The sequence below is a fragment of the Novosphingobium sp. 9U genome (assembly GCF_902506425.1).
Taxonomy (GTDB): domain Bacteria; phylum Pseudomonadota; class Alphaproteobacteria; order Sphingomonadales; family Sphingomonadaceae; genus Novosphingobium.
Window position 1 is genome coordinate 1363743 of sequence record NZ_LR732469.1, and the last position, 19157, is coordinate 1382899.

The window sequence follows — 19157 nt, forward strand, 5'->3', positions numbered from 1 at the left end:
ATATGGCTCCGTTATAGGGCGTCACCATGCAAGCCATTTGTTATCATCGATATAGCTCGAAGCGCCAAGACCGAGGCTCGTCCATCGAGCGGCAAGTGGAGCGCACTGGCGACCTGTGCGCCCGCAAGGGATGGGACATTATCGAGACCATCGAAGATCGCGGGCAGTCGGCATGGAAGGGAGATCACCTTTCCGTTGGCAATCTTGGAAAGCTGCGCGCTCGGATCGATGCCGGGTTGATCTCACCGGGCACGATCTTGGTTGTCGAAAACATCGATCGCCTGTCGCGGCAAGATTATCGAACGGCTCGCCGATGGATTGAGGACGTGACCGATAGAGACATCATCGTGGCGGTCCACTCACCCGAGCTTATCCTTGACCGACATGCGATGTCGGGGGCGAATATAGGCGCGATGCTCCAGCACCTTTTGGAAGCGAACCGGGCCACAGCGGAGGGGAACCGCAAATCCTCGATGCAGAAAGCCACCATCGAAAAAGGATTGAAGCTGGCGCGCGAAGGCGTGGTCTACTCGCCGCGAGCGCCAGCGTGGCTGATCGCGAAAAAAGGTGAGGCCTTCCGCCTGAACGAAGATCGAGTGGCGACAATAAACTCGATCTACGAGTGGTCGGCGGCGGGCTTGGGCTACGAGACAATCACCAAGCGCCTGAACGCGACTGTGCCGCCTTGGACTCAAGGATGGAAGGACGGCGCTTCAAAATGGCGGATAGGTTATGTCCGCGACATCCTGTCATCGCCTGCCGTCGAGGGTGAATACCATGTCAGAACGGGACCGGGCCGCAAGCCCACCGGTGAAGTCATTCGGTCCTATTACCCGCGCATAGTCGAGGCCGAACTCGTAGAGCGCGCACGAGCGGCGATCAGGACGCGGATGGGTAGTGGTGGGGCTAAGTCTGGTGAGGCGCAAAACCTTTTCGGCGGTATCGCCTCCTGCTCCGTCTGTAAGGGCAGCGTGGGGCGCACGCTCACGGGAAACGGGCGCGGGAGGCGCTATGCCTACCTCGAATGCAGGAACGCCCGCTATGGCATTTGTAAGGCCAAAGGGAAGATACGCTACGATCACGTCGAAGCGTCTGTGCTTGAGAAGCTTCTTCATCTGGCGCTTGATGACACACACTTCATCGCCCCCGATGATGTTGCGCCACTGGCTTCGCGGCTGGCGAATGCTCGCAAACGTGCTGAAGAACTCACTCAGGAAGCCGCTAACCTTATTGCAGTATTGCGGAAGCTACCGGAAAGCGCCGCAACGTTGACGGCCTTGGCCGACATAGAGGCAGAGAAAGCCGCCACCGTTGCCGAGATATCGAAGGCCGAGATCGAACTTGATATCGCACGCGGCAAGGTGTCGCCGGGTGAGCACCTGATCCGAGTGAACGACGTGCGCGATTTGCTCACCGCCGAAGACGATGAGGCACGGTTCGCGGCACGGCTTCGAGTGAAAGCTGCCTTTCAAAACCTGATTGACGGGATCGAGTTCGATCCGCTTCGGGGCGTTGCGACGGTCAGATTGGTGAGCGGATTGGGCGCGATGCATATCACTTCGGACGGTCGGGCGGGCTTTCTCGATCTCGTGCGTGAAGGCCGCGACTACTCCGACACTCCCCTCGCCAAGGACTTCATTCGCCGTCGCGATGCGAAAAAGCCGCGAGCGCGGTAGAGCCTTCATTCGCTTGCACCACAGGACATAACTGAAGCGGCAGCATCATCTGACGAGCGTCTCGACAAGGCGGATCGGGAGCGTCGAGGTGCGAGTAGACCAGCGTGGCAAGCTCATCGGCGGCACGCTCCCGTAAACGCTCATCTGGCGCGGTCAGGCCAGCGCGACACCATCCGGGTGACTCTAAGAGTAGAAGCTCTGCGATGCGTTCTTGGCTGATGATCATGCGAATCCCCGTTCGACCTGATTAGAACATAACGGGAACGATTCAAACCCTCTAACAGCTTCGTTAAAAACGCATCGGATCGCGGGATCGCGGGTTGAAGGGATGACAGAACGTGCAAACGGCTCTGTTCATGAGGTGCGATGATGGACGAGCAGACAACCAAACAGGTCAAGATATTTGCGGAAGCTGGTGCGCTAAAGTCGGCACTTTTCGTGTCGGCGCTCGCACAGTTGCGGCAATTCCCTTGGAGCAGGATGCTCGCTGGCACGATAACGGCTTTGGCAGCAGCGAAGGCCACCCTTCCCCTACTTGTTAGGTAGCCTCATGATCTCCGCTCAAGCTGCCGTCACATCACTCCAGTCGATGCCGATGGCAACCGCGATCTCGGCGAGGTTAGAGGCAGTGCCGAGCGCGGCCTTTGCACCCATTCGCCGACCTTCGATCCGCGAGCCGATCATCGTCCATTGCTCGACCATCGCCATGACTTCGTGCGCCAGCGCGGCAACGGTCATGTCACGAGCGCTCGCTTCAGCCGATAGGAATGGGACAGCAGAGGAGTTATCGGCGATGTAGGCCCGCGCTTCCGCTGCCTTCGTGGTATAAGTTAGCATCTGCGCCGCCCCATCGCTGACAAAGCGTAGACGGACCATCTCGGCGGCGCGATCCACCTGCTTGGCGGCAAGAGCTTTGATCATCTCAATATCGAGATCAGCCCCCCGCAGCGCCCCTTGCGGGACTACCATCGTGGCGAGTCCGTCGTCGAGAACTTGGATTGCGGCAGAGCCCTCGGGCCCTTGTCCGCGCCATTTTACATCACCCGAAGCGTTGTCGAAAACTACATAATATTCCATTGTCCATTTAGGTGTCCAACTTAACGCTTAAATTCTTTAATGATGATTGTGCAGTCGATGAATCCGGGACCATCTTGGCTGGTTCCGTCCTGCCGGGTATCAAAAACGACGGTGACCGGAGATGAAGACCCACCAGCAAGGCGAGTTAGACTGTAGGTGTTCGACTGGTTATTTTTACCCAAGCGAATGCCTCCCGCAATCATATAATTGCCGATATAAAGATCGCCAAGTGCCCGTATCGATGTCCCTGCCGGAACATCGGCGATGCCCGATATCGTGACTTCCAGCAAAGACTCTGCGCTTCTTGGCTGATGGGACAGAGAAAACGATATTGGGAAGTTGCCGGAGCTTGTCATGGTGCTGGCGGCAGTGATGCCATTCTGCTGGATAGCTCCCGTAAGAACACTACCGCTGACAAGCACATTTCCAGAGACAGAAAGATCACCGATGATGTCCACACCAGAGGCGAGGTTCCCATTATTGTCGTAGGCATACACAGTAAGCTGAGCCCTGCCGTTTCCGGCAGTGGCCTCCTTGGACCATCTCGCGCCGCTCACCCGATCGAGCGCCGTCGCCGCGACTTGCTCGACAGTATTAAGCCGTGAGGTTTGCCCACCAGTCGTGGCCTCAAGATTATCCAGCCGTTGCGCTACAGCTTGGTTCGCGCTGGCAGCGGCTTCCTCGACTTGGCTGATCCTCGCGCTGGCATCGTTGGCGTATGACGCTGATAGTGACGCGCTTGTAGATGCCTGCGACGCCTTTTCAGTCGCAACGGCAGCCGCACCGGACGCAGTTGAGGCGGAGTTCTCTGCGTCGCCCGCCCGAATGCTCGCTGTGTTGGCGTGACCGGATGCCGCCGAGGCGTAGCTGCCCGCCTCACCAGCCTTGATCTCCGCATTGGAGTAGCTCGTGCTTGCCGCATCGGCAAAATCCTTAGCGCGACGCTCGGCTGTGATGTCTTCAATCCGAATGGATCGCCAGTTTACCCCGTGATCGCTCGCGTCCCATGGTCCATCCGACTGGAGGAAAGGTCGGGCGGCGACAGCACCCTGTGGCACGACGATTTCGCCGGAAAAATCAGCATAGCCCGCGTAGGGACCGCCCGCTGGGACCAGCGGATAGCGATGGCTACCATCAGGCATGAGACACTGAAGGCCAGCGCGTCCGATATAGGCTCCAAACGCGGCGGCATTACCAGAAACACGGAAGCGTCGATCCGACCAGTCGCCGGGGATGAACTCACCTTCGAAGACGTCACGGTTGGTTTGTTGCAGGACATAGAAGCCGCCCGCGCCGTCATCTCGTAGAACCTGTGCTTGTCCGTCCCACGAGCCACGGCCACGCTCGTCAAAGGCGCTACGGCCCACAATGTTATTGGTTGCACGTCCAGCCGCATCAAGGGCGAAGGTAGAAGCTCGCACCTGAGAAGTCTGTGCCGCCGATGCAGCGATTCCTGCATCATTGGCTTTTGCCGATGCTGTGCCCGCCGACGTGTTCGCAGCCGATGCGGCATTCTCAGCAGTTGTCCGGGCACTGGCGGCAAGATTGGCTTGCTCGCTTGCGGTCGCTGCCGAACCCGAAGCGTTGGCAGCAAAGGTGCTCGCCTGATTGCGGAAAGTCTCAGCCTGCCCCGCCTGAGTGAAGGAGCTTTGGTAAGCGCCCTCTGCCGCACTGCGAGCCGCGTCCGCGTTCTGCGCCGCTGTCTGCGCGTTCGCATCATGTTGTGCCGCTGAACTGGCGCTTGCTGCGGCAGATGCGGTAGTCCCATACACGCCAACAAGATCATTGATCGAACTCGTGAGCGAAGTCGTTAGGGTATTGATGCCGCCAATCGCCGCATGAGCTTGCTCGATCCGCTGAACGACCAAGTTGCCGGTGCTGGTCCCCACCACGGTATCGCCGGGTGCGCCAACCGTAGCGTTATCCTCGGGCTTCTTGTCACCGTAGACGCCGTTCCAGCTATTGAGATTGTTCGTGCTGGTGATGACATCGGAATTCGACCACGGCCCACGAACACCATTGTCCATGACATAGCGGGCACGAACATTGATCGCCGCGCCGCCGACTTCCGCGCTGAACAGATAGGTGCCCGTGTTCTCGATCCTGCCGCCCTGCTCCGTCCAGACATTGGAAGTCGCGAGCTTGGTGTTGATCTCAACTTCCGAGACGCGCGCGGACGTTGATGGCGTCCAAGTCACTTGAACAAAGGATGTCGTTACTCCGTTCGCGCCTTCCTGATTGAGCGTCGAAAGCGAGAGGCCCATCACGACTTCCGCAAGGGCAGGATCATATTCTTCGTTCAGCAGGTTCGCGGGTGGCGGTGTATACTCCTGTGAGTCCCACGCATAGATTTCACTATCGTCTTCGCGCAGCGACATCTGGAAGATCAGATCATGAGCTTCGCTCTGGCTGATGACGCGAAAGCGCTTGTTGTTCCAGCCATGGCGCGGGTGGGAAAGGGTGACGATATCGCCGACTTGGACCGCAAAAGCTCTTGGGCCGAACACACCTGTGAAGATGCCACCCCACTTCTCTGCATAGAGTCTTTGCTTGCTGATACGCTGGCAGGCTTCCGCGCTGTCGATAAGTCCGTAATCGATGCTGAGAGTTCGCGGGATATTGTCGAACATGGGATCAACTTCGATCCGCCCCCAATCTGCGAGCGTGTAGAGAGTCGAAGGATCGGCGAAGCGTCCCTTGATGATGTTAAATCGTTCGCGTGAGGTCGGCGATGGATTCCAGTTGTCGGTGCCGATCAAGTCATCATCGCTGAACGCGAACGGCACTGATAGCGTGTCGTCGTAGCCGCCAATCAAGTTGAACACGCCACCGGTATCGACCAGCACCGTGCTGCCCATCGTGGCGCAGATGGCGTTCACAACTGTCTCGTGGCTATCGCCGGTCGAGAAGATGCCATCTACGAGATACTTTGGCGTGGTTCCCCCAGCTTTGAGCGTCACCGGCTCTTCGCAAAGGTTGGCGTAGCGGATGAAGCTGGCGAAATCGATCTTCTCGGGCGGCAGGCCCCATCCCCAAGCGAGCTTCCCATTGATCCTGTAGCCGATGAGATATGTGATTAGCGCCAGCGCGGGATTGCGCCCGATGTCCACGCCACCGACTGTGAACGCCCACGTCGATTGATCACCGACGCGCATCGTGCCGCTACCGCCGCGCGTGCTGTCGCGGCGCGGATCATATACGAGACAACCATCAACGACGGTGGTGATGCGCGACGGCAAGCCATCAGGGAAAACCTTGGCCTTGTCCGTGCGGAAGGTGATGACCGAATATGCGCAGCCGACGAACGTGGAGGTGCTCGACCAGTAAGCCCCGGACCCGACCGCACGACCATTGCTCGGCGTGCCTTCCAAACACGTCGAGAGTTCGACGATACCGCTGGCGTATTTGCCGGTGACGCTCGCACCGTTGTGGCTCAACTCGTTGTTGAGGTAGACGGATCGAACCGCGCTAATCTTATGGCTGGCGTTTGCGACGACGAGGGAGAGGCGGTCCTTGTCCTTCCCCCAAGTCTCTTTGAAGCGGACATCCTGACCGGCGCTCGTGCGTCCAAAGACGATCTTGCGCGGAGCGGTCGTGTCGATGTTGAGGTTGAGCCGGTCAGCTCGGCTCTGGCTCGCTTTCGGAACCGGGAGCAGCAAACTCGATGCTGCCGCCAATGCCATCGAAATTCCGATGCTGACGAGCGTGCTCGATATTGCTGCCGCAGTGACGGTAATCCCGGCACTTGCCGCCGCAGTCGCGAGGAATGCGCCGATCTGCGGAGCAAAGACGACCATCGCGACGGCGGCGGCGACGATCAGGACGGTTTTGACAACCTTCGACACCTTAGTGGCCCACGAGCCAACAGCGGTCACATAACAGGGTTGGCCACGGGATCAGCCCTTCCCGGCTCTTGGTGATATCGTCGGGCGCAAGAGGCTGACCGAAGTCGTCGAGCGCGCCGACAAACAAGCTCATCGACCCCGCACAGATGCCGAGCGAGCCCTTGTGCATCACCACATCGCCACGCTTGCCGAAGGCGACGTGACGGTGCCGACCAAGGCACGCAGAGACTGTCTTCAAGAGTGTCCCGGCACCGTGCTCGCGAAGAACTACAGCGGCAGACTTAGCATTCGTGTAAGTGCCGCGAAGTTCGGCGGCGAAGTCGTGCCCCGTAATGCGCTGGACGGCACTCGCAGCGAAAAGTGTGCAGTCATGAATTCCATACTCGAACTTCTTCTCAGCGCACGTGTCGAGGTAGGTGCGAAGCCTGTCTTCCCAATCTTCGTATCTTTCGAGTTTAGTCTTGCCCATCGACTATTTAGCCGATGCGTGCTCCATCATTCCGAAGCTTGTCTGCCGCCATATCCATAGCCGATGGAAGCACTTGCGGATGAAACCTTACCCGGCTGCGCGTTCATGCTTGATGCCATGTAGTCTTGCGACGTGTCCGTGGCATCGAACCGCTTTTGATCACTGTAGGTGCTTTGCGTCGTGCTCGATGCCGCCGCTGCGTAAGCTTCAATCGTAAGTTTGAATGTCTGCCCGTCAGCGCCGTTCGAGACTTCAAGGTTGTCCATTTGTCCTGAACGGATGCGCTTGAACAGCCACTGCGAAGGTGTGCCGATGCCGGGTTTGGAGATCATGACCGCGCGCCAGATGGTGGCTGGTCGTGCCATATACTCGGCCTCGTAGACGGCAGCATTGGCGAGCGCCTGCGGAACAGAGTCGGGGATCGCCAGCGTCATCTCGAAAGCTTCCGAGCCGCTATAGCTATAGGCGTTTTCGCCCACCTCAGCGACGATACCTTGCGCGATGGGAAAGAAGGTCTTTCCGTTGAGCAGTGTGTCAGCGTTACCATTGACACTGATGGCGAAGCTACCTGACCAAACGCAGATGGTCTCACTGGCGAAGTCGAGCCGCGCCATCAGGGCGGTTTGAATGCCGCTCTTGGACAGAGCGTCGAGCCATGCCTGATCGATACCGGGGCGCATTACAGCGCCTCCACAGCCACAAGGGTCGAGAACTCCGGCGCTCGGTCGAAGTCCACCTGATAGCCGGTCCCACTCTCAGCCATCATCAGGCGGAAGATGCCACGCGGGTTGGATGTGTTGATCGTCGTGCCAACTGGCTTGCCCGCGCCTAGCGGAGGATTGAATTCGACCACCGCCCTCCCCTGACCATCTGCCGTGGCGGCCACTACGCTCAAGCGGACAAGCTGGTCAGCGATGCTGACAAACTGTCCCAGTAGTAGACCAGTCGGGGCGTTAGCTGCGAAGCCCGCAATGCTCACGATGTTCGACATCGGGAAGGCACCCGCAGCGAGGGTCAGCGTGCGAGGGATCGCCACCACACCTGTGTTGGGGCTGTAGAAGAACGTTCCCGTAGAGCCGTTCAACGAGTCGAGCCACGCGCTGTGCGCCATCGCCTTGTTAGGCGACATTCTCGGGAAGTTAAGTTCGAGCGCCCAATACGAGTAATTATTTACGACGCTGGTAGCGCCACTGTATGGTGACGCTTGAACCGATTGTTTGTTGACTAGCGCAAGGCGCTCGCTTGAAGGCGTAGCGGGTGTAAAGTTGATAGGATAGTTTGGCACGAACTATTTAGTGCCGCAGCTTTCGCTTGCCTTATTTCACCCCTGCTTGCCTTATTTCAGAATATAAATATGGCGGAGAGAACTGCTGCGGCGGTATACTCTCTCAAGATAATACCACCACCCGGAGTTACCATGAAGCGGATGCCGGGACCGCGAAGCTGCCTCGGGGTGATTGATTTCCTTGGAGGTGTAGTAGGTGGAACGGCGCGAGTGTCGAGCGCAGGCGGGAAGCCCCAACCAGTGACACCACTACGGGCGACTAGCGTTGGCCGTAGATGCAAATGACGGGCGCTCTATCCACGCTGATAACGCCCGGTTCCAAGATCGTCAGAGTTAACGGCGGCGGCTTGGGGCGATCCACCACCGTTGTTGATCTTCCCTGCCCATCCGTTTTGGGGGCAGCATAAGATCAGGTAGAACGCGATGAGGAAGGTATACCGGGCAACCGCCTTCCGCATAAGAACCTTCGCGAGCCACAGTCGTCAACCGAGCTAGGATGAGACAAATCTACTCCCCTGAATCTTGAAAGCATCGATCCCATGGGATCGTGGAGTGAGGTTGCTCACTCCTTTATATCAGCCTTTCAAGGTTCAGGGGGATAGAGTTGTGTCTTCCCTTCGCAGGATGAGTGATTAAGTGTATCCCTTGTATCTACTTCTTAAATCCGCTACTCATTGGTTCGTGAACGCGCAAGCGTGAACGGACCAGTAGATGTAGCAGGTCAAGCGCAGCTTGGCCTCACGACAAACAACAAGGCGGACTTCTCAAATTCGCTTTCACATAAACTCTCTGACAGCTAACACGGATTTGCTCTGACAATGAACATCGCTTTGCAGCCGGAGTTTGAGAGCTTCATTAGTTTCACTTGCCCCAAGTGTTCTGCTGAAAATAGAGACGTGATCAGTGTTCCGACTGCCGACTGGGATGACGAAGATCAAGGTCCCGTTGAAAGGTTACAATCCCACATTTGTGGGCGATGCCTAATGCAGCACCGGTTGCTCGTTAAGAACCTCAAAGACCGTATTATAATAAAGCTGGTTGAGTTTCCGCGCGTGGAGGTTAGTGCAAGCCAAGCCTATTGGTCTGAAGGCAGCGAAGAGGGCATCTACCCATGGGAACTGCCGAACGATGACGCTTACGACGTCTTCATGCTCGCGATGAAAGACGTGCTCGAACTTACCGAGTCTCCGCACGCAGAATTCTTCAAAAAGACACTCGCACGGATGGCCTTCGTCCAGTTGTTCGCTGCCTTGGAAGCCTACCTGTCGGACACACTCTTGACGCGGGTTTTCGACGACAACGAGTTACTCAAGCGTGTGGTCGCAGGCGTAAAGGGTATGAAGGAACTTAAATTTACTCTCGCGGATATCGTGGGCAACCCCGACTTTGTTAAGCACACGGTGGCATCGGCTCTCAACAAGATCAGCTTTCACAATCTTATAACTACTAATGAAAATTATAATATCGCCTTCGGGTTCAGTATTTTCCGCAACGATGACGAGCGGCGGCGATTAGTCGAAGCTGTCGAGATCAGGCACGATTGCGTCCACAGAAACGGTAAGACGGTGGACGGGAAAGAGCGAGACGAAGTCCATTTCGGATATGTGCGGCTCATCGCCATGCTATTCGAGAATATGGTTCTCCACATCGAAGGAGGCATTCACGGCGAAAACTTTCTTCCAGATGATTATTGATTAGATTGACTTGTGTTGCACAACGCGCCGATCACCGCATCTTCGGTCTGCGCACATCTCTCAAGGTTCGATCACTCGACAGCTTCGTCGAGACCGGCATAGCCGCCATGATCGACTCCTGCGACAGCCGCCTAACCATGTGCGGGTCATTCACGCCATAGACGGTGCTGTTCACGGTCATGGCTCGACTGCCACCCAAGCTCCTAATGGCATGGTTGGGTGTCACATTTGCGGTAGCGCCGATGTTGACAAGTTCGGGACCGCGTTCGCCGACGAGGTAGCTGCCCGCTGGCGTGTAGCCACCGTTGGCACGGGCGCCGACTTTTTTGCCGCCTCCAAACAGACTGGAGAAGAAGCCCCGTCCCCCGATCCCGGAAAGCGCCTTCCCGATTGGCTCGATGATGGCGGACTTGAGGGCGATCTTGATAATCTCCGAGATGACGAAGCTCGTCATATCCGCGAAGGCATCCTTCAGCGACCCCACACCCATCAGAGCATCTGTGAGACCATCGTTGAGACGTTCAAGCCCATTCGCCGCCACGCCTTCAAGAGCTTCATTGATCTCCGCTGCCGACTTGGGGATGTCATCAAGGTAGCTGGCGAGCGGCCCCATCGTGGAGCGGGTGACACTCGCCTTATCGTTGTCTTGCAGGGTGCCGAGGACCGCCAGCTTAGCCTTGGCGATCTTCTTCTCTGTCTCGGTCGTCTCGTGAGATGCGATGATGGCTTCTAGACCGAGGCGCTCGCGCTGATATTCGAGATCAACCAGACGCAGCCCGATCCGGCGACGCTCGTCCTGCGTGCGTGCCAGCGACTGCGCACCGGAGAGCACGGACTTCTCGTTGTCATTCGAGGCCAGAGCAAGGTCGAGACGCTCTCGCGCCAGTGCTTCGTTCTCCGAGCGATTGATGAGATCGGCGCGTTCATACGCCACCTTGTCCAGCATGGCGGTAAGCTGCGACTTCTGCGCGTCACTCATGTCATTTTCGGCAAGGATGTCGCGGCGCTTCGCTTCCGTTTCAATGTCGAGTTCTTCGCGCTGAAGTGCGGCACGTTCCACAACTTCCGTCTGTAGGTCTTCCTGCGCGCGCAAGAAATCGACATAGCCGCGCGATAGTCCGTCCTGAAACTTCCTCTCGATTTCGGCAGCCGTAGGACCGGAAGGCTTCGAAGCTTTTACTGGCTTGACCTTCGGTGCCGGGATGGTGCCGGTGCCGGTTGATGTTCCCGGTGCTGATGGCGCAGCCGCCATCGCCCTTGCCTGCGACATCAAGGCTTGCTGGCGCTTCAACTCGGTCAAGGAGTCCTTGAGTTCCTGACGACGCGCAACCGATCGATCCTTTGATGATCCAAGGAAGGTGGCAAACTGTGCGTCGGGCTTCTGTGCCTCCGCTCGCGCATTGTTGACCCGCGCAGTAGCTGCTTCGAGTTGCTTGGCGCGGTTGGGTAAGGACATATCGATTTCGTTGGCTTGCTGACGCGCACCATAGCCGAGCAGCCCGCCGCCCACGGCACCGATGGCTCCGCCGACCAGACCGCCTATTCGCGCACCGGCAAGTCCGCCCAAGATCGCCAAGGTGGCTTCAGGATTTGACTGCCAAAAGCGGAGTATCTCGCCTGTGAGTGTCGCCATCGAAGATGCGAGGCTGGCGATTGAGGTGGCGTTCTGTGCCACGGTGTTCGCCATCTGCGCCGACAGGATCATCTTCAGCGAGTCCATCTGGTCATTGACCTGACCGGCATTGCGCAGAACATCATCGGAGAGGACGATACCGAGCGTGTGTGCTGCGTTGGCGAGTTCTTCGAAGGCATTGCTGCCGCCGCTCAACAAGTTGGTGAGCGTGCCCGCACTCTTCCCGAACAAGGACATCGTGGCAGCGGATTGCTTCTGCTTATCGTCGAGCTTCTGAATGCCATCGGCGGCTTGTCGGATCGCGGTATCTATGTCGCCGCTGGTGATCCCGAGATCGGCGAAAGACTTGCGCATGGCTTCATTGCCCGACTTCGCCTCACCCATGCTTTTGGCAAACTTGGCTACGGCGGCGTCGGCGTCTTCAACGCTCGATCCGCTCAACTGCGCCGCGTATCGGAAATCTTGAAGGGTCTTTGTGCCCACGCCCGTTGCATCACTGAGATCGACAATGGCGTCTGCGTAGTCGAGGCTGGATTGCACCTGTCCCGCAAGCCAATCGACAGCGAACACGGCGGCAAGCCCCTTGCCGATATCGCCGATCTTCTGCATCGAACTTTGGATCGATGTAGTGGCGGCAGCGGTTCGAGCGCTTGCCTGCTGGATGCCTGAAAGGAACTGCCTGCTTTCGAGGCTAAGATTTACGAGAAGATTGCCGACGACTGCCATCAAGTATTTAGCGGCAGCGGCTATTCCTCCGTGTGCGGTAGTCCGTCGAAGAAGTCGTCGATCTTATCCGCAAGTGACAAGTCTGCCTGCGGCTTCGGATCGCGCTCAAAGAAGACGGGGATGTCTTGATCTTTCGATCGGTTCGCGGCGAAGATAAGCTGGCACAGAGTTTCGAAGTGTTGATCCGCAACCTTGCCGCCGAACGGTTCCAACTCGAAGAAGGCTATCCATTCTAGGAGATCATCGCGGGTGAGCGTGGCTTCAAGCTCTGCCTGTGTCTTGCCCAAATGCCCTGCGAGGCGCATGAACATCTGGCGTTCCGGGTTTAGTCGGAGCTTTTTTTTAGTTCCTCGACGTGCTCGCGATCCTCAACCGCAGACTTGAGCGTGTTGAGACCCACGACTTCGCGCCAGAGGTATTCAATCATCGGATGGGGGAGTTGCTCAAGCGCGTCGTAGTCCGTGATCGTGAACATGAGTTCGCCATCAAGGTCGGCGATGGAGAACAGGATGGTGAGCAGCGTGTGGTCGAAGCGCTTAACGGGATCGATCCCTTCGCGCTCATCCTGCGGTAGCTCCTGATCCGCCTCGTAGGCATCGACGGCGGTGATATTGGCGTAGAGGGCATCTTGCATGTCGAGCCGGGTGCGAAGGGTAAGCTGACGCAAGGAGATCGTGCCCTCGCCCAGAGGGTGCGGGACGGTGATGACGCGCGGCTTCACGGCAAGGAACTGCGCCTTGGCGAGCGCGCGCCGATCCTTCCGGTTCATTAGACCGCAGTGCCCTTCACGATGGAGCCGCTGATTTCCGCATTCACCGAGAGCGGGATGGTCTGATCCACGCTCGCGCCGATCTCGAAGGTGAGGATGTAAGCGGTGAACGTGCGCGTGACGGTGCCGGTGGTGATGCGTAGAGTCTTCATCGCGAGCGCACTGCGAGCGGTTTCCAGTGCTGTCTGGCCCGTATCCGTGGGATCGAAGTTGAAGGTGAAGCTCACCTGACCTTCGTCGGGGATGCCGATCATCTTCTCCTTAGCCGAGCTATCGAGATCAGTGATGTCGATCACGGCAGGCGAACCGCCACCAAGACCGCTAAAGTCCTTCAAACCCTTGACCTGCGTCCAAATCGGAGTGGCGGTCGAAGAAGTGTCGATTTCGAGCTTAACGCCCTTTGAGTGTGTAGCCTTAGCCATGAATCTCCAAACAAGCTGATGTTTGGAGTATTTAGTCTGCCGATTAGATGAGCGGCCCGAACACCTGCCAAGTCATACGGGTCGAGTAGAGCTTCTTCACCGTAGTCTTATCCAAGACATCCGTGATGCCTGCGGGATCGAGTGCTTGGAAGCTGGGATCACGCCACTGTTTGAAGTCTGCCATGATCTTCACCGCGAGTGCTCGTGCATCCTTGGCAGAAGCAGCGTAAGTGTCGATCCGGTAGATGGAAGTGGCAGTCCCATCCCAGCCATCGAGGTCGATGGTTGGATCGACATCGATGCGGGAGACGATTACGCATGGAAGCGAGTATCTTTCCGGTGCCTCATTGAGGTAGACGTTTCGGCACAAAGTCTTGAGGCGCAGGATGAGCGCTTGATCGAACATCATACGCCCTCCTTCGCGAGACGGCGCTCAAAGACTTTCGCCATCGCAGCTTCCGCAGCGTCGATGTTCGCGTTGAAAGCTTTACTCGCGAAGTGAGTGGGAGCGTTATGGATGCTTCCGCTCTCGGCAAAAGCGGCATGGTAAGCAGCGCCTGCGGTAAGTGCCGACGAGACCTTGTAGTCGCCCTGCACCTTGATCTTACGGACCTTCAAGCCGTCAACGATCTTGGTGTGCGTCTCTTGGACCTGCGCACCGCCCTTTCGGCGACGGGTGCGCGGCGATCCTGTGGCATCGGGACCAAATGGCGCTGCCGCCTTGGTGGCCTTTTGGATCACCACCATACCGGCACGAACCGCGCTTTGGCCGATCTTTGTCGCTTTCTTGGGATCGCCCATCGCGGCCAATCGGCGCTCAAGCTCGGCAAAGCCTTTCAGCGAGGAAGCCATTACAGCCCCTCCACGCTGATGATCATCATGGTGCGGCGATCCGGCTCATCGATGCCGGTAATGGCATAGAGCGTGCCGTCGATGGCAACACGAAGGTTCGTAGAGAGATCGTCGCGGTAGCGGATGAGGTAGCGTCCTCGTGCGACATCATCGGTGCCAGAGGTGCGGGCCACATCCACTGTGCGTAGTTCGAGGCGCTGTGCCCAGAAATTCGCTACCGCGCACCACTGCTCCAACACCTCGCCTATGTCGTTCTGCTTCATCATCGGCGCGAGAAGCTCGACGCGACGATCCAGTTTGCCTGACTCGATCCTCACCAGACGATCCTCCGGTGGGGGGCGCAGAGGCGCTCGACCGTGCGAATGGTCTGGTCGGAGACTTCCTCTCGGTTGTTGTAGGAGGCAGAGACCAGCACAGCGATGGCATGGCGGAGCGCTCCCGGGATCGAAGCTACATCTGTGCTGCCAGCCATGACAGTGACGACCGGAGCCGATGCAGGCAGAGCTTCGAAATGGACGATGCCGCTGGCGTAGCGCCAGCCCGTGAGGGGCTCACCATCAACTTCCACGCTCTCGACCGACAGAACCGGTGAGATCGGCAGCGAATAGCATAGGGCGCTACCAGCGAAGTCGATCCGGTAGCGAGCGGAGCCGAGCACGCGATTGGTCAGCCCCTCGACGATCTCCGTTGCGGACCCGACCAGTAGCGAGAGGGTCTCCGGATCGGAGCCGCAGTCTATGCGCAACCATGTTTCGAGTTCATCGGCGGATACGGCGGGGAAAGCAGGTGCAGTGATGCGTGTGGTTTGCATCACCTATTTAGGTCGCGTCACTGTTGACCGAGACGGCGAGAACTCGCTTGCTCTTACTCTTCACGCAGGCGCAGATGAGATGGCAGAGCGCGGGAGGCGATCACACGAACATGACGACGGTGAGAGGACAAAGGCCCAAGTGGCGAAGCATCGTTCTTCGGTCCATTGCGCTTCTAGGCGCTCCTTTGCTCCTTTATGTGCTGGGAAAGCTCCTGATCGAATATCTGCCCCGCCTTACACCAGCGCCTTGCGCCCTGACTGATGAGGTCACCACAACCGCGCATGGCATCTTGGTGGTTCTTCTTATCGCCGGTTTCTGGCTTCAGCGTCGCGCTTGGCGTGATGCATCCGCTTCCTATTCAATTGCCGCCATGCTTATCCCGTTGTTGGCTTGGTTGGTGCTAGATTGGACCGGTGATCGTGAAGCCGACCGGGAGCGCCAGTGCGTTACACGCCCGCTAACGGAGGCAGTGAAGGTATGTGGAGCCAACCCGGCGCATTACCGTTTGGGCAAGAGTAGGTATGGAACTGACACTCTCACCCTCACGGCTCCGGGCACAACGGATCAAGCATGGTCGTGTCTGGGGCGCTGGTCGGAGCACAATGGCTCTCTGTCCATAGAGGTAGATGAAAGCGTTTATCGGGAATACCGTCGCACTCGCTCGAAGACTGATAAAGCGAACTAGAAAGGCCGCAGGAATGCTCCCACGGCCCATCATTAGACGATTGTAGATCGATTACGCGCCAGTCTTGAGCAGCTTGTAAGCCGTTGAGTCCACCACGGTGCCGCCGACGCGCTTACGCGACTGGTATGCCACATATGGCGCGGCCACATACGGATTTACGAGCATCGAGGTGCCGACGCGATCCGCGATGACATAAGCTCGCGTGAAGTCGCCGAAAGCGATCGAGAGGCTACCGGCAGCGACGGTCGGCATATCTTCCGCTTCGATCACGGGGAAGCCTAGCAGAGTTGAAGGGACGCCTGCCTGAAGCGATGCCTGCCAGAGGAACTGGCCCGTGGTGTCCTGAAGCTTGCGCACACGGCCAAGGGTGTCGCGGTTCATCAGGAATACGGCATTCGAGCGATAACCGGCCTTGAGCGAGTGAACGAGGTCAATCAGCTTCAAGGCCGTGATGTCAGCAGCGGCACCGCTGGTGACATGCTGGACCTGACCAAACCCACGCGCGGCATCGGCAGTCAGAGCGGTAGTAACGGAGAGCAGACCGCGCGGCTTGTTGGTGCCATCGCCGTTGAGGAACGCTGCACCTTCCGCCTGTGCAAAGGTGTTCGCGACTTCACCAGCGACATACGAGGCGATGTCGAACTGAGAGTCTTCGAGAATGGTCTGCGTGACATAGGGGGAAGCGTAAAGCTCACCAAATGCGGGAACGATCTCGGTCAGCGACGGCGCGGCAGTCTCGGGACGAGCAGCCTTCTCACCAACCCAAGCTGAAGCAGCACCACCAGTCGAGACCGGGATGCGGAAGTCAGGGGTGGAAACGGAGACAACGCGCGCAACAGATCGCAGCGGCGAGATGTCGATCATCAGCTTGGTGATTGCGTTGTCGATGACCTTGGGGACAGTGTAGCCGCCCTCTGCCGGAACTAGAGCCGACATCGCCTTGGTCTCGGCCTTGTCGGCCTTGCGCAGATAAAGATCGAACGCCTTGCTCTCGGCTTCGGAACTCACATCACCAGTGATGGCGGGACGGTTCGCGGCGGTCTCGAAAGCCTTGATCTTGGCTTCCATGTCCGAGATCGCGGTGTTGAGGCGGTCGGTAGCGGCAGTGTCGGCGCGTGCAATCGCGCTCTTGAACTCTGTTTCGAGGGTCTTGAGTTCGGTGATTAGATTAGCGGACATGAATCTCCTTGGTTGTTTCAACAATGGCTTTGATGGCCGCTAAAACAGCCGCCTGATCATATTTAGCTTCTTCGATTTCCTGAGCGTCGGCACCCTCTACTCCATCATCTTCCAAGATTTCTTCTTCGACATCTTCGGCGTCGGCCTTGTTGCGTTTAGCGAGTAGTGCCTTGGCATCTTCCGCCTCGACACCAAGCTCATCGAGCTTTGCGAGGAAATCTTCATCAGTCATGTCATCTTCCTTGTTCTTCACGCTCGAAACACGTGCGAGATCGTTGCATGGGAAAGTCACCACACTGATCTCGATCAGCTTGGCTTCCGTGATGGTGCGAGTGTTGCCGTCGATCTCATACCCGGTGGCGATGTAGCCGATGCTCAAGCCGGTGACGGCTCCTGCTTTGACCGCCGCATAAGCATCACGGCCACCAGTCGTGTCGAGAAACTCGCCAGCGACTTTGAGTCCATAGTCGTCCTCTTCGAGCGAGACCCACTTTCCGATCGGCATCGAGTAGGCATCGTGGTTGAAGAACATCGCGACCGACGACCCAGCGGCTTTGTGCTCGCTGATCGTCTTTGCGAACGCTCCCGGAGCAATGATGTCTTGCGCGAAGTCCGTGTTGTTAAACACTGCACCATAGCCGGAGAAAGTCTTCTCAGCCGTTGCGCCGCCCGGTTCCGCTAGCTTAATCTCAATCTGGCCCGCACAGGCAAGCTTCTGCATCTTTGTCATGCGGGTATTTATTCCGCAGAAGCTTCCGGCCCGATGTTACCAAAGAGATTAGCGGCGGGAGTCAGGGTATCTGCCGAAGCGTCGTCGGAACGGTCGAAACCTTCCATCTCTCTGGCTTCATTGCGGGTGATAATGCCGCTTGCGATACCAAGCTGATAGTATTCCATGCGCTCCTTAGCCGTTCCGCGTAGGAAGTCTCGGTTATCGATCGAGATCGTGAGACCGCTCGCTTTCTCGCGATCCGTAAGCAGCGCCTTGTTCGCCGACTGCATAAACCGCGCTTGCCAGTGCGCGTCGGTGTCCTGATCGTGGGCAATATGCGCTTGCTCGACGCTAGCGTAGGATTGGCTTCCCAACGATTGAAAGACTTTGGTGGGCGAGACGCGGAAGAAGCGGCAGATTTCTTCAATCTGTAGGCGTCGAGCTTCGATCCACTGCGCATCGTTGGCGGTCGATCCCATGGGTTCATAGGTGATGCCAGCCGGTAGGAGGATGGTGCGGTGTGCATTGCCGACGCCAGTTGCTTGCGCGGTCCACATGGCCTTGAGGTTGGCGCTCTGTTCGGGCGTGAGCGGGGCGGTCGGCGACAGCAGGCCACCGGGACGAGCACCGTTCTTGAACAGATTAGCGCCGTAGGTCTCTGTGGCACGTGCAAGACCGATGGCGGAGCGTGCCTCCCGAACGGTGCTCTGCCCCTGCCATGACAGCCAGCTTGGACCCTTGAGGTGCCAGATGCTGCCGACTGGCATCGCCTGACCGTAGAGGAAGTAATCGACACGACCGCCGATTTGGGACTGGTCCACGCTGATCGTAACGGAGCCGGGATCGCAGGGGAGGAGTTCGAGCACCTGCCCCGTCGCAGAGGAGCGGTTCACCCAAACGAATGCGTTGCTGTTCAGTGCAAGGTGGTAGCCAAGCTGCTCCCGGAATTCGTAGCTGGTCTGCCGTTCGTTCGGGGAGTCGTGGAGCAGACGGTAGAGCGAGTGATCCTTGGCTAGCGTCTTGCCGCGTTCTGTCTCACGATGCAGGTAGCACGGCGGCAGCGCCAAGCCCTCCGCGATCACGCGCGCGCATGCAGCGACTGCGCTGACACGAAAATGGAGATCGCCGTCGCCGCTGGCTTCTCTAAGCGCTACCTCGATGGCCTCGGGCGAATGCTGCGGGATCGGCGAGGATTTAGTTTCTACAGGTCCGAGAACGAAGTCGGCAAAGGATGTCCAGAAGCTCATCCGATATTTAGCCGACCGGCGCTATCTCAGCTAGGCTGGAGATTTAACAGCGACTTTCAGGTTGCCGCTGGTGC

Annotated in this window: 19 protein-coding genes; 2 read left to right on the forward strand and 17 right to left on the reverse strand. The window is 57.9% G+C overall.

Going from position 1 to position 19157, the window contains the following annotated elements:
• Positions 1–26 precede the first annotated feature (26 nt).
• Positions 27–1676: a recombinase family protein gene (locus tag GV044_RS06230; RefSeq protein ID WP_159866901.1), complete on the forward strand. Its 1650-nt coding sequence runs from the start codon at positions 27–29 to the stop codon at positions 1674–1676.
• Here GV044_RS06230 and GV044_RS06235 read toward each other — a convergent pair.
• From GV044_RS06235 to GV044_RS06260, 6 genes are all read right to left on the reverse strand, one after another.
• Positions 1636–1902 carry a DUF6771 family protein gene (locus GV044_RS06235; protein ID WP_159866904.1) on the reverse strand — a complete coding sequence of 89 codons (267 nt, stop codon included), beginning with the start codon at positions 1900–1902 and terminating at the stop codon, positions 1636–1638. The genes GV044_RS06230 and GV044_RS06235 overlap by 41 nt on opposite strands.
• A gap of 335 nt (positions 1903–2237) precedes the next feature.
• Positions 2238–2570, reverse strand: coding sequence for a hypothetical protein (locus tag GV044_RS06240; protein ID WP_159866907.1), 333 nt, complete (start codon positions 2568–2570; stop codon positions 2238–2240).
• A 203-nt stretch (positions 2571–2773) separates the two neighbouring features.
• Positions 2774–6598, reverse strand: coding sequence for a hypothetical protein (locus GV044_RS06245; protein WP_159866910.1), 3825 nt, complete (start codon positions 6596–6598; stop codon positions 2774–2776).
• Position 6599: 1 nt separating this feature from the next.
• The gene (locus GV044_RS06250; protein ID WP_159866913.1) at positions 6600–7067 is read right to left on the reverse strand and encodes a hypothetical protein; all 468 of its coding nucleotides are present in this window, start codon (positions 7065–7067) and stop codon (positions 6600–6602) included.
• 26 nt (positions 7068–7093) lie between these two features.
• On the reverse strand, positions 7094–7747 hold the full coding sequence (locus GV044_RS06255) for a hypothetical protein (protein WP_159866916.1): 654 nt from the start codon (positions 7745–7747) through the stop codon (positions 7094–7096).
• Complete coding sequence (locus GV044_RS06260) at positions 7747–8178, reverse strand: hypothetical protein (RefSeq protein WP_159866919.1); 432 nt, start codon at positions 8176–8178, stop codon at positions 7747–7749. The genes GV044_RS06255 and GV044_RS06260 overlap by 1 nt, the downstream gene beginning before the upstream one ends.
• A 992-nt stretch (positions 8179–9170) precedes the next feature.
• Here GV044_RS06260 and GV044_RS06265 point away from each other — a divergent pair.
• Positions 9171–10046, forward strand: coding sequence for a hypothetical protein (locus GV044_RS06265; RefSeq protein ID WP_159866922.1), 876 nt, complete (start codon positions 9171–9173; stop codon positions 10044–10046).
• Between the two features lie 31 nt (positions 10047–10077).
• Here GV044_RS06265 and GV044_RS06270 read toward each other — a convergent pair whose 3' ends face one another.
• From GV044_RS06270 to GV044_RS06320, 11 genes are all read right to left on the reverse strand, one after another.
• Complete coding sequence (locus GV044_RS06270; protein WP_159866926.1) at positions 10078–12405, reverse strand: phage tail tape measure C-terminal domain-containing protein; 2328 nt, start codon at positions 12403–12405, stop codon at positions 10078–10080.
• A 20-nt stretch (positions 12406–12425) separates the two neighbouring features.
• Entirely contained in the window at positions 12426–12716 is a 291-nt protein-coding gene (locus GV044_RS06275) for a hypothetical protein (protein WP_159866929.1), read from the reverse strand.
• Positions 12717–12730: 14 nt separating this feature from the next.
• Positions 12731–13174 (reverse strand): hypothetical protein, encoded by a 444-nt coding sequence (locus GV044_RS06280; protein ID WP_159866932.1) that lies wholly within the window; start codon positions 13172–13174, stop codon positions 12731–12733.
• Positions 13174–13470, reverse strand: a complete 297-nt coding sequence (locus GV044_RS06285) for a phage tail tube protein (protein WP_236554749.1) — start codon at positions 13468–13470, stop codon at positions 13174–13176. Before GV044_RS06285 ends, GV044_RS06280 begins: the two co-directional genes overlap by 1 nt.
• A gap of 169 nt (positions 13471–13639) precedes the next feature.
• Positions 13640–14002, reverse strand: coding sequence for a hypothetical protein (locus tag GV044_RS06290; RefSeq protein WP_159866938.1), 363 nt, complete (start codon positions 14000–14002; stop codon positions 13640–13642).
• On the reverse strand, positions 14002–14448 hold the full coding sequence (locus tag GV044_RS06295; RefSeq protein ID WP_256377245.1) for an HK97-gp10 family putative phage morphogenesis protein: 447 nt from the start codon (positions 14446–14448) through the stop codon (positions 14002–14004). The genes GV044_RS06290 and GV044_RS06295 overlap by 1 nt, the downstream gene beginning before the upstream one ends.
• Positions 14448–14765: a phage head closure protein gene (locus GV044_RS06300; protein ID WP_236554751.1), complete on the reverse strand. Its 318-nt coding sequence runs from the start codon at positions 14763–14765 to the stop codon at positions 14448–14450. The genes GV044_RS06295 and GV044_RS06300 overlap by 1 nt, the downstream gene beginning before the upstream one ends.
• On the reverse strand, positions 14762–15262 hold the full coding sequence (locus GV044_RS06305) for a hypothetical protein (protein WP_236554752.1): 501 nt from the start codon (positions 15260–15262) through the stop codon (positions 14762–14764). The genes GV044_RS06300 and GV044_RS06305 overlap by 4 nt, the downstream gene beginning before the upstream one ends.
• A 734-nt stretch (positions 15263–15996) precedes the next feature.
• A complete protein-coding gene (locus GV044_RS06310; RefSeq protein ID WP_159866947.1) occupies positions 15997–17124 on the reverse strand; it encodes a phage major capsid protein in 1128 nt (375 codons plus the stop codon).
• Complete coding sequence (locus GV044_RS06315; protein WP_236554754.1) at positions 17114–17854, reverse strand: HK97 family phage prohead protease; 741 nt, start codon at positions 17852–17854, stop codon at positions 17114–17116. The genes GV044_RS06310 and GV044_RS06315 overlap by 11 nt, the downstream gene beginning before the upstream one ends.
• A gap of 8 nt (positions 17855–17862) precedes the next feature.
• On the reverse strand, positions 17863–19083 hold the full coding sequence (locus GV044_RS06320; protein WP_159866950.1) for a phage portal protein: 1221 nt from the start codon (positions 19081–19083) through the stop codon (positions 17863–17865).
• Positions 19084–19157 lie beyond the last annotated feature (74 nt).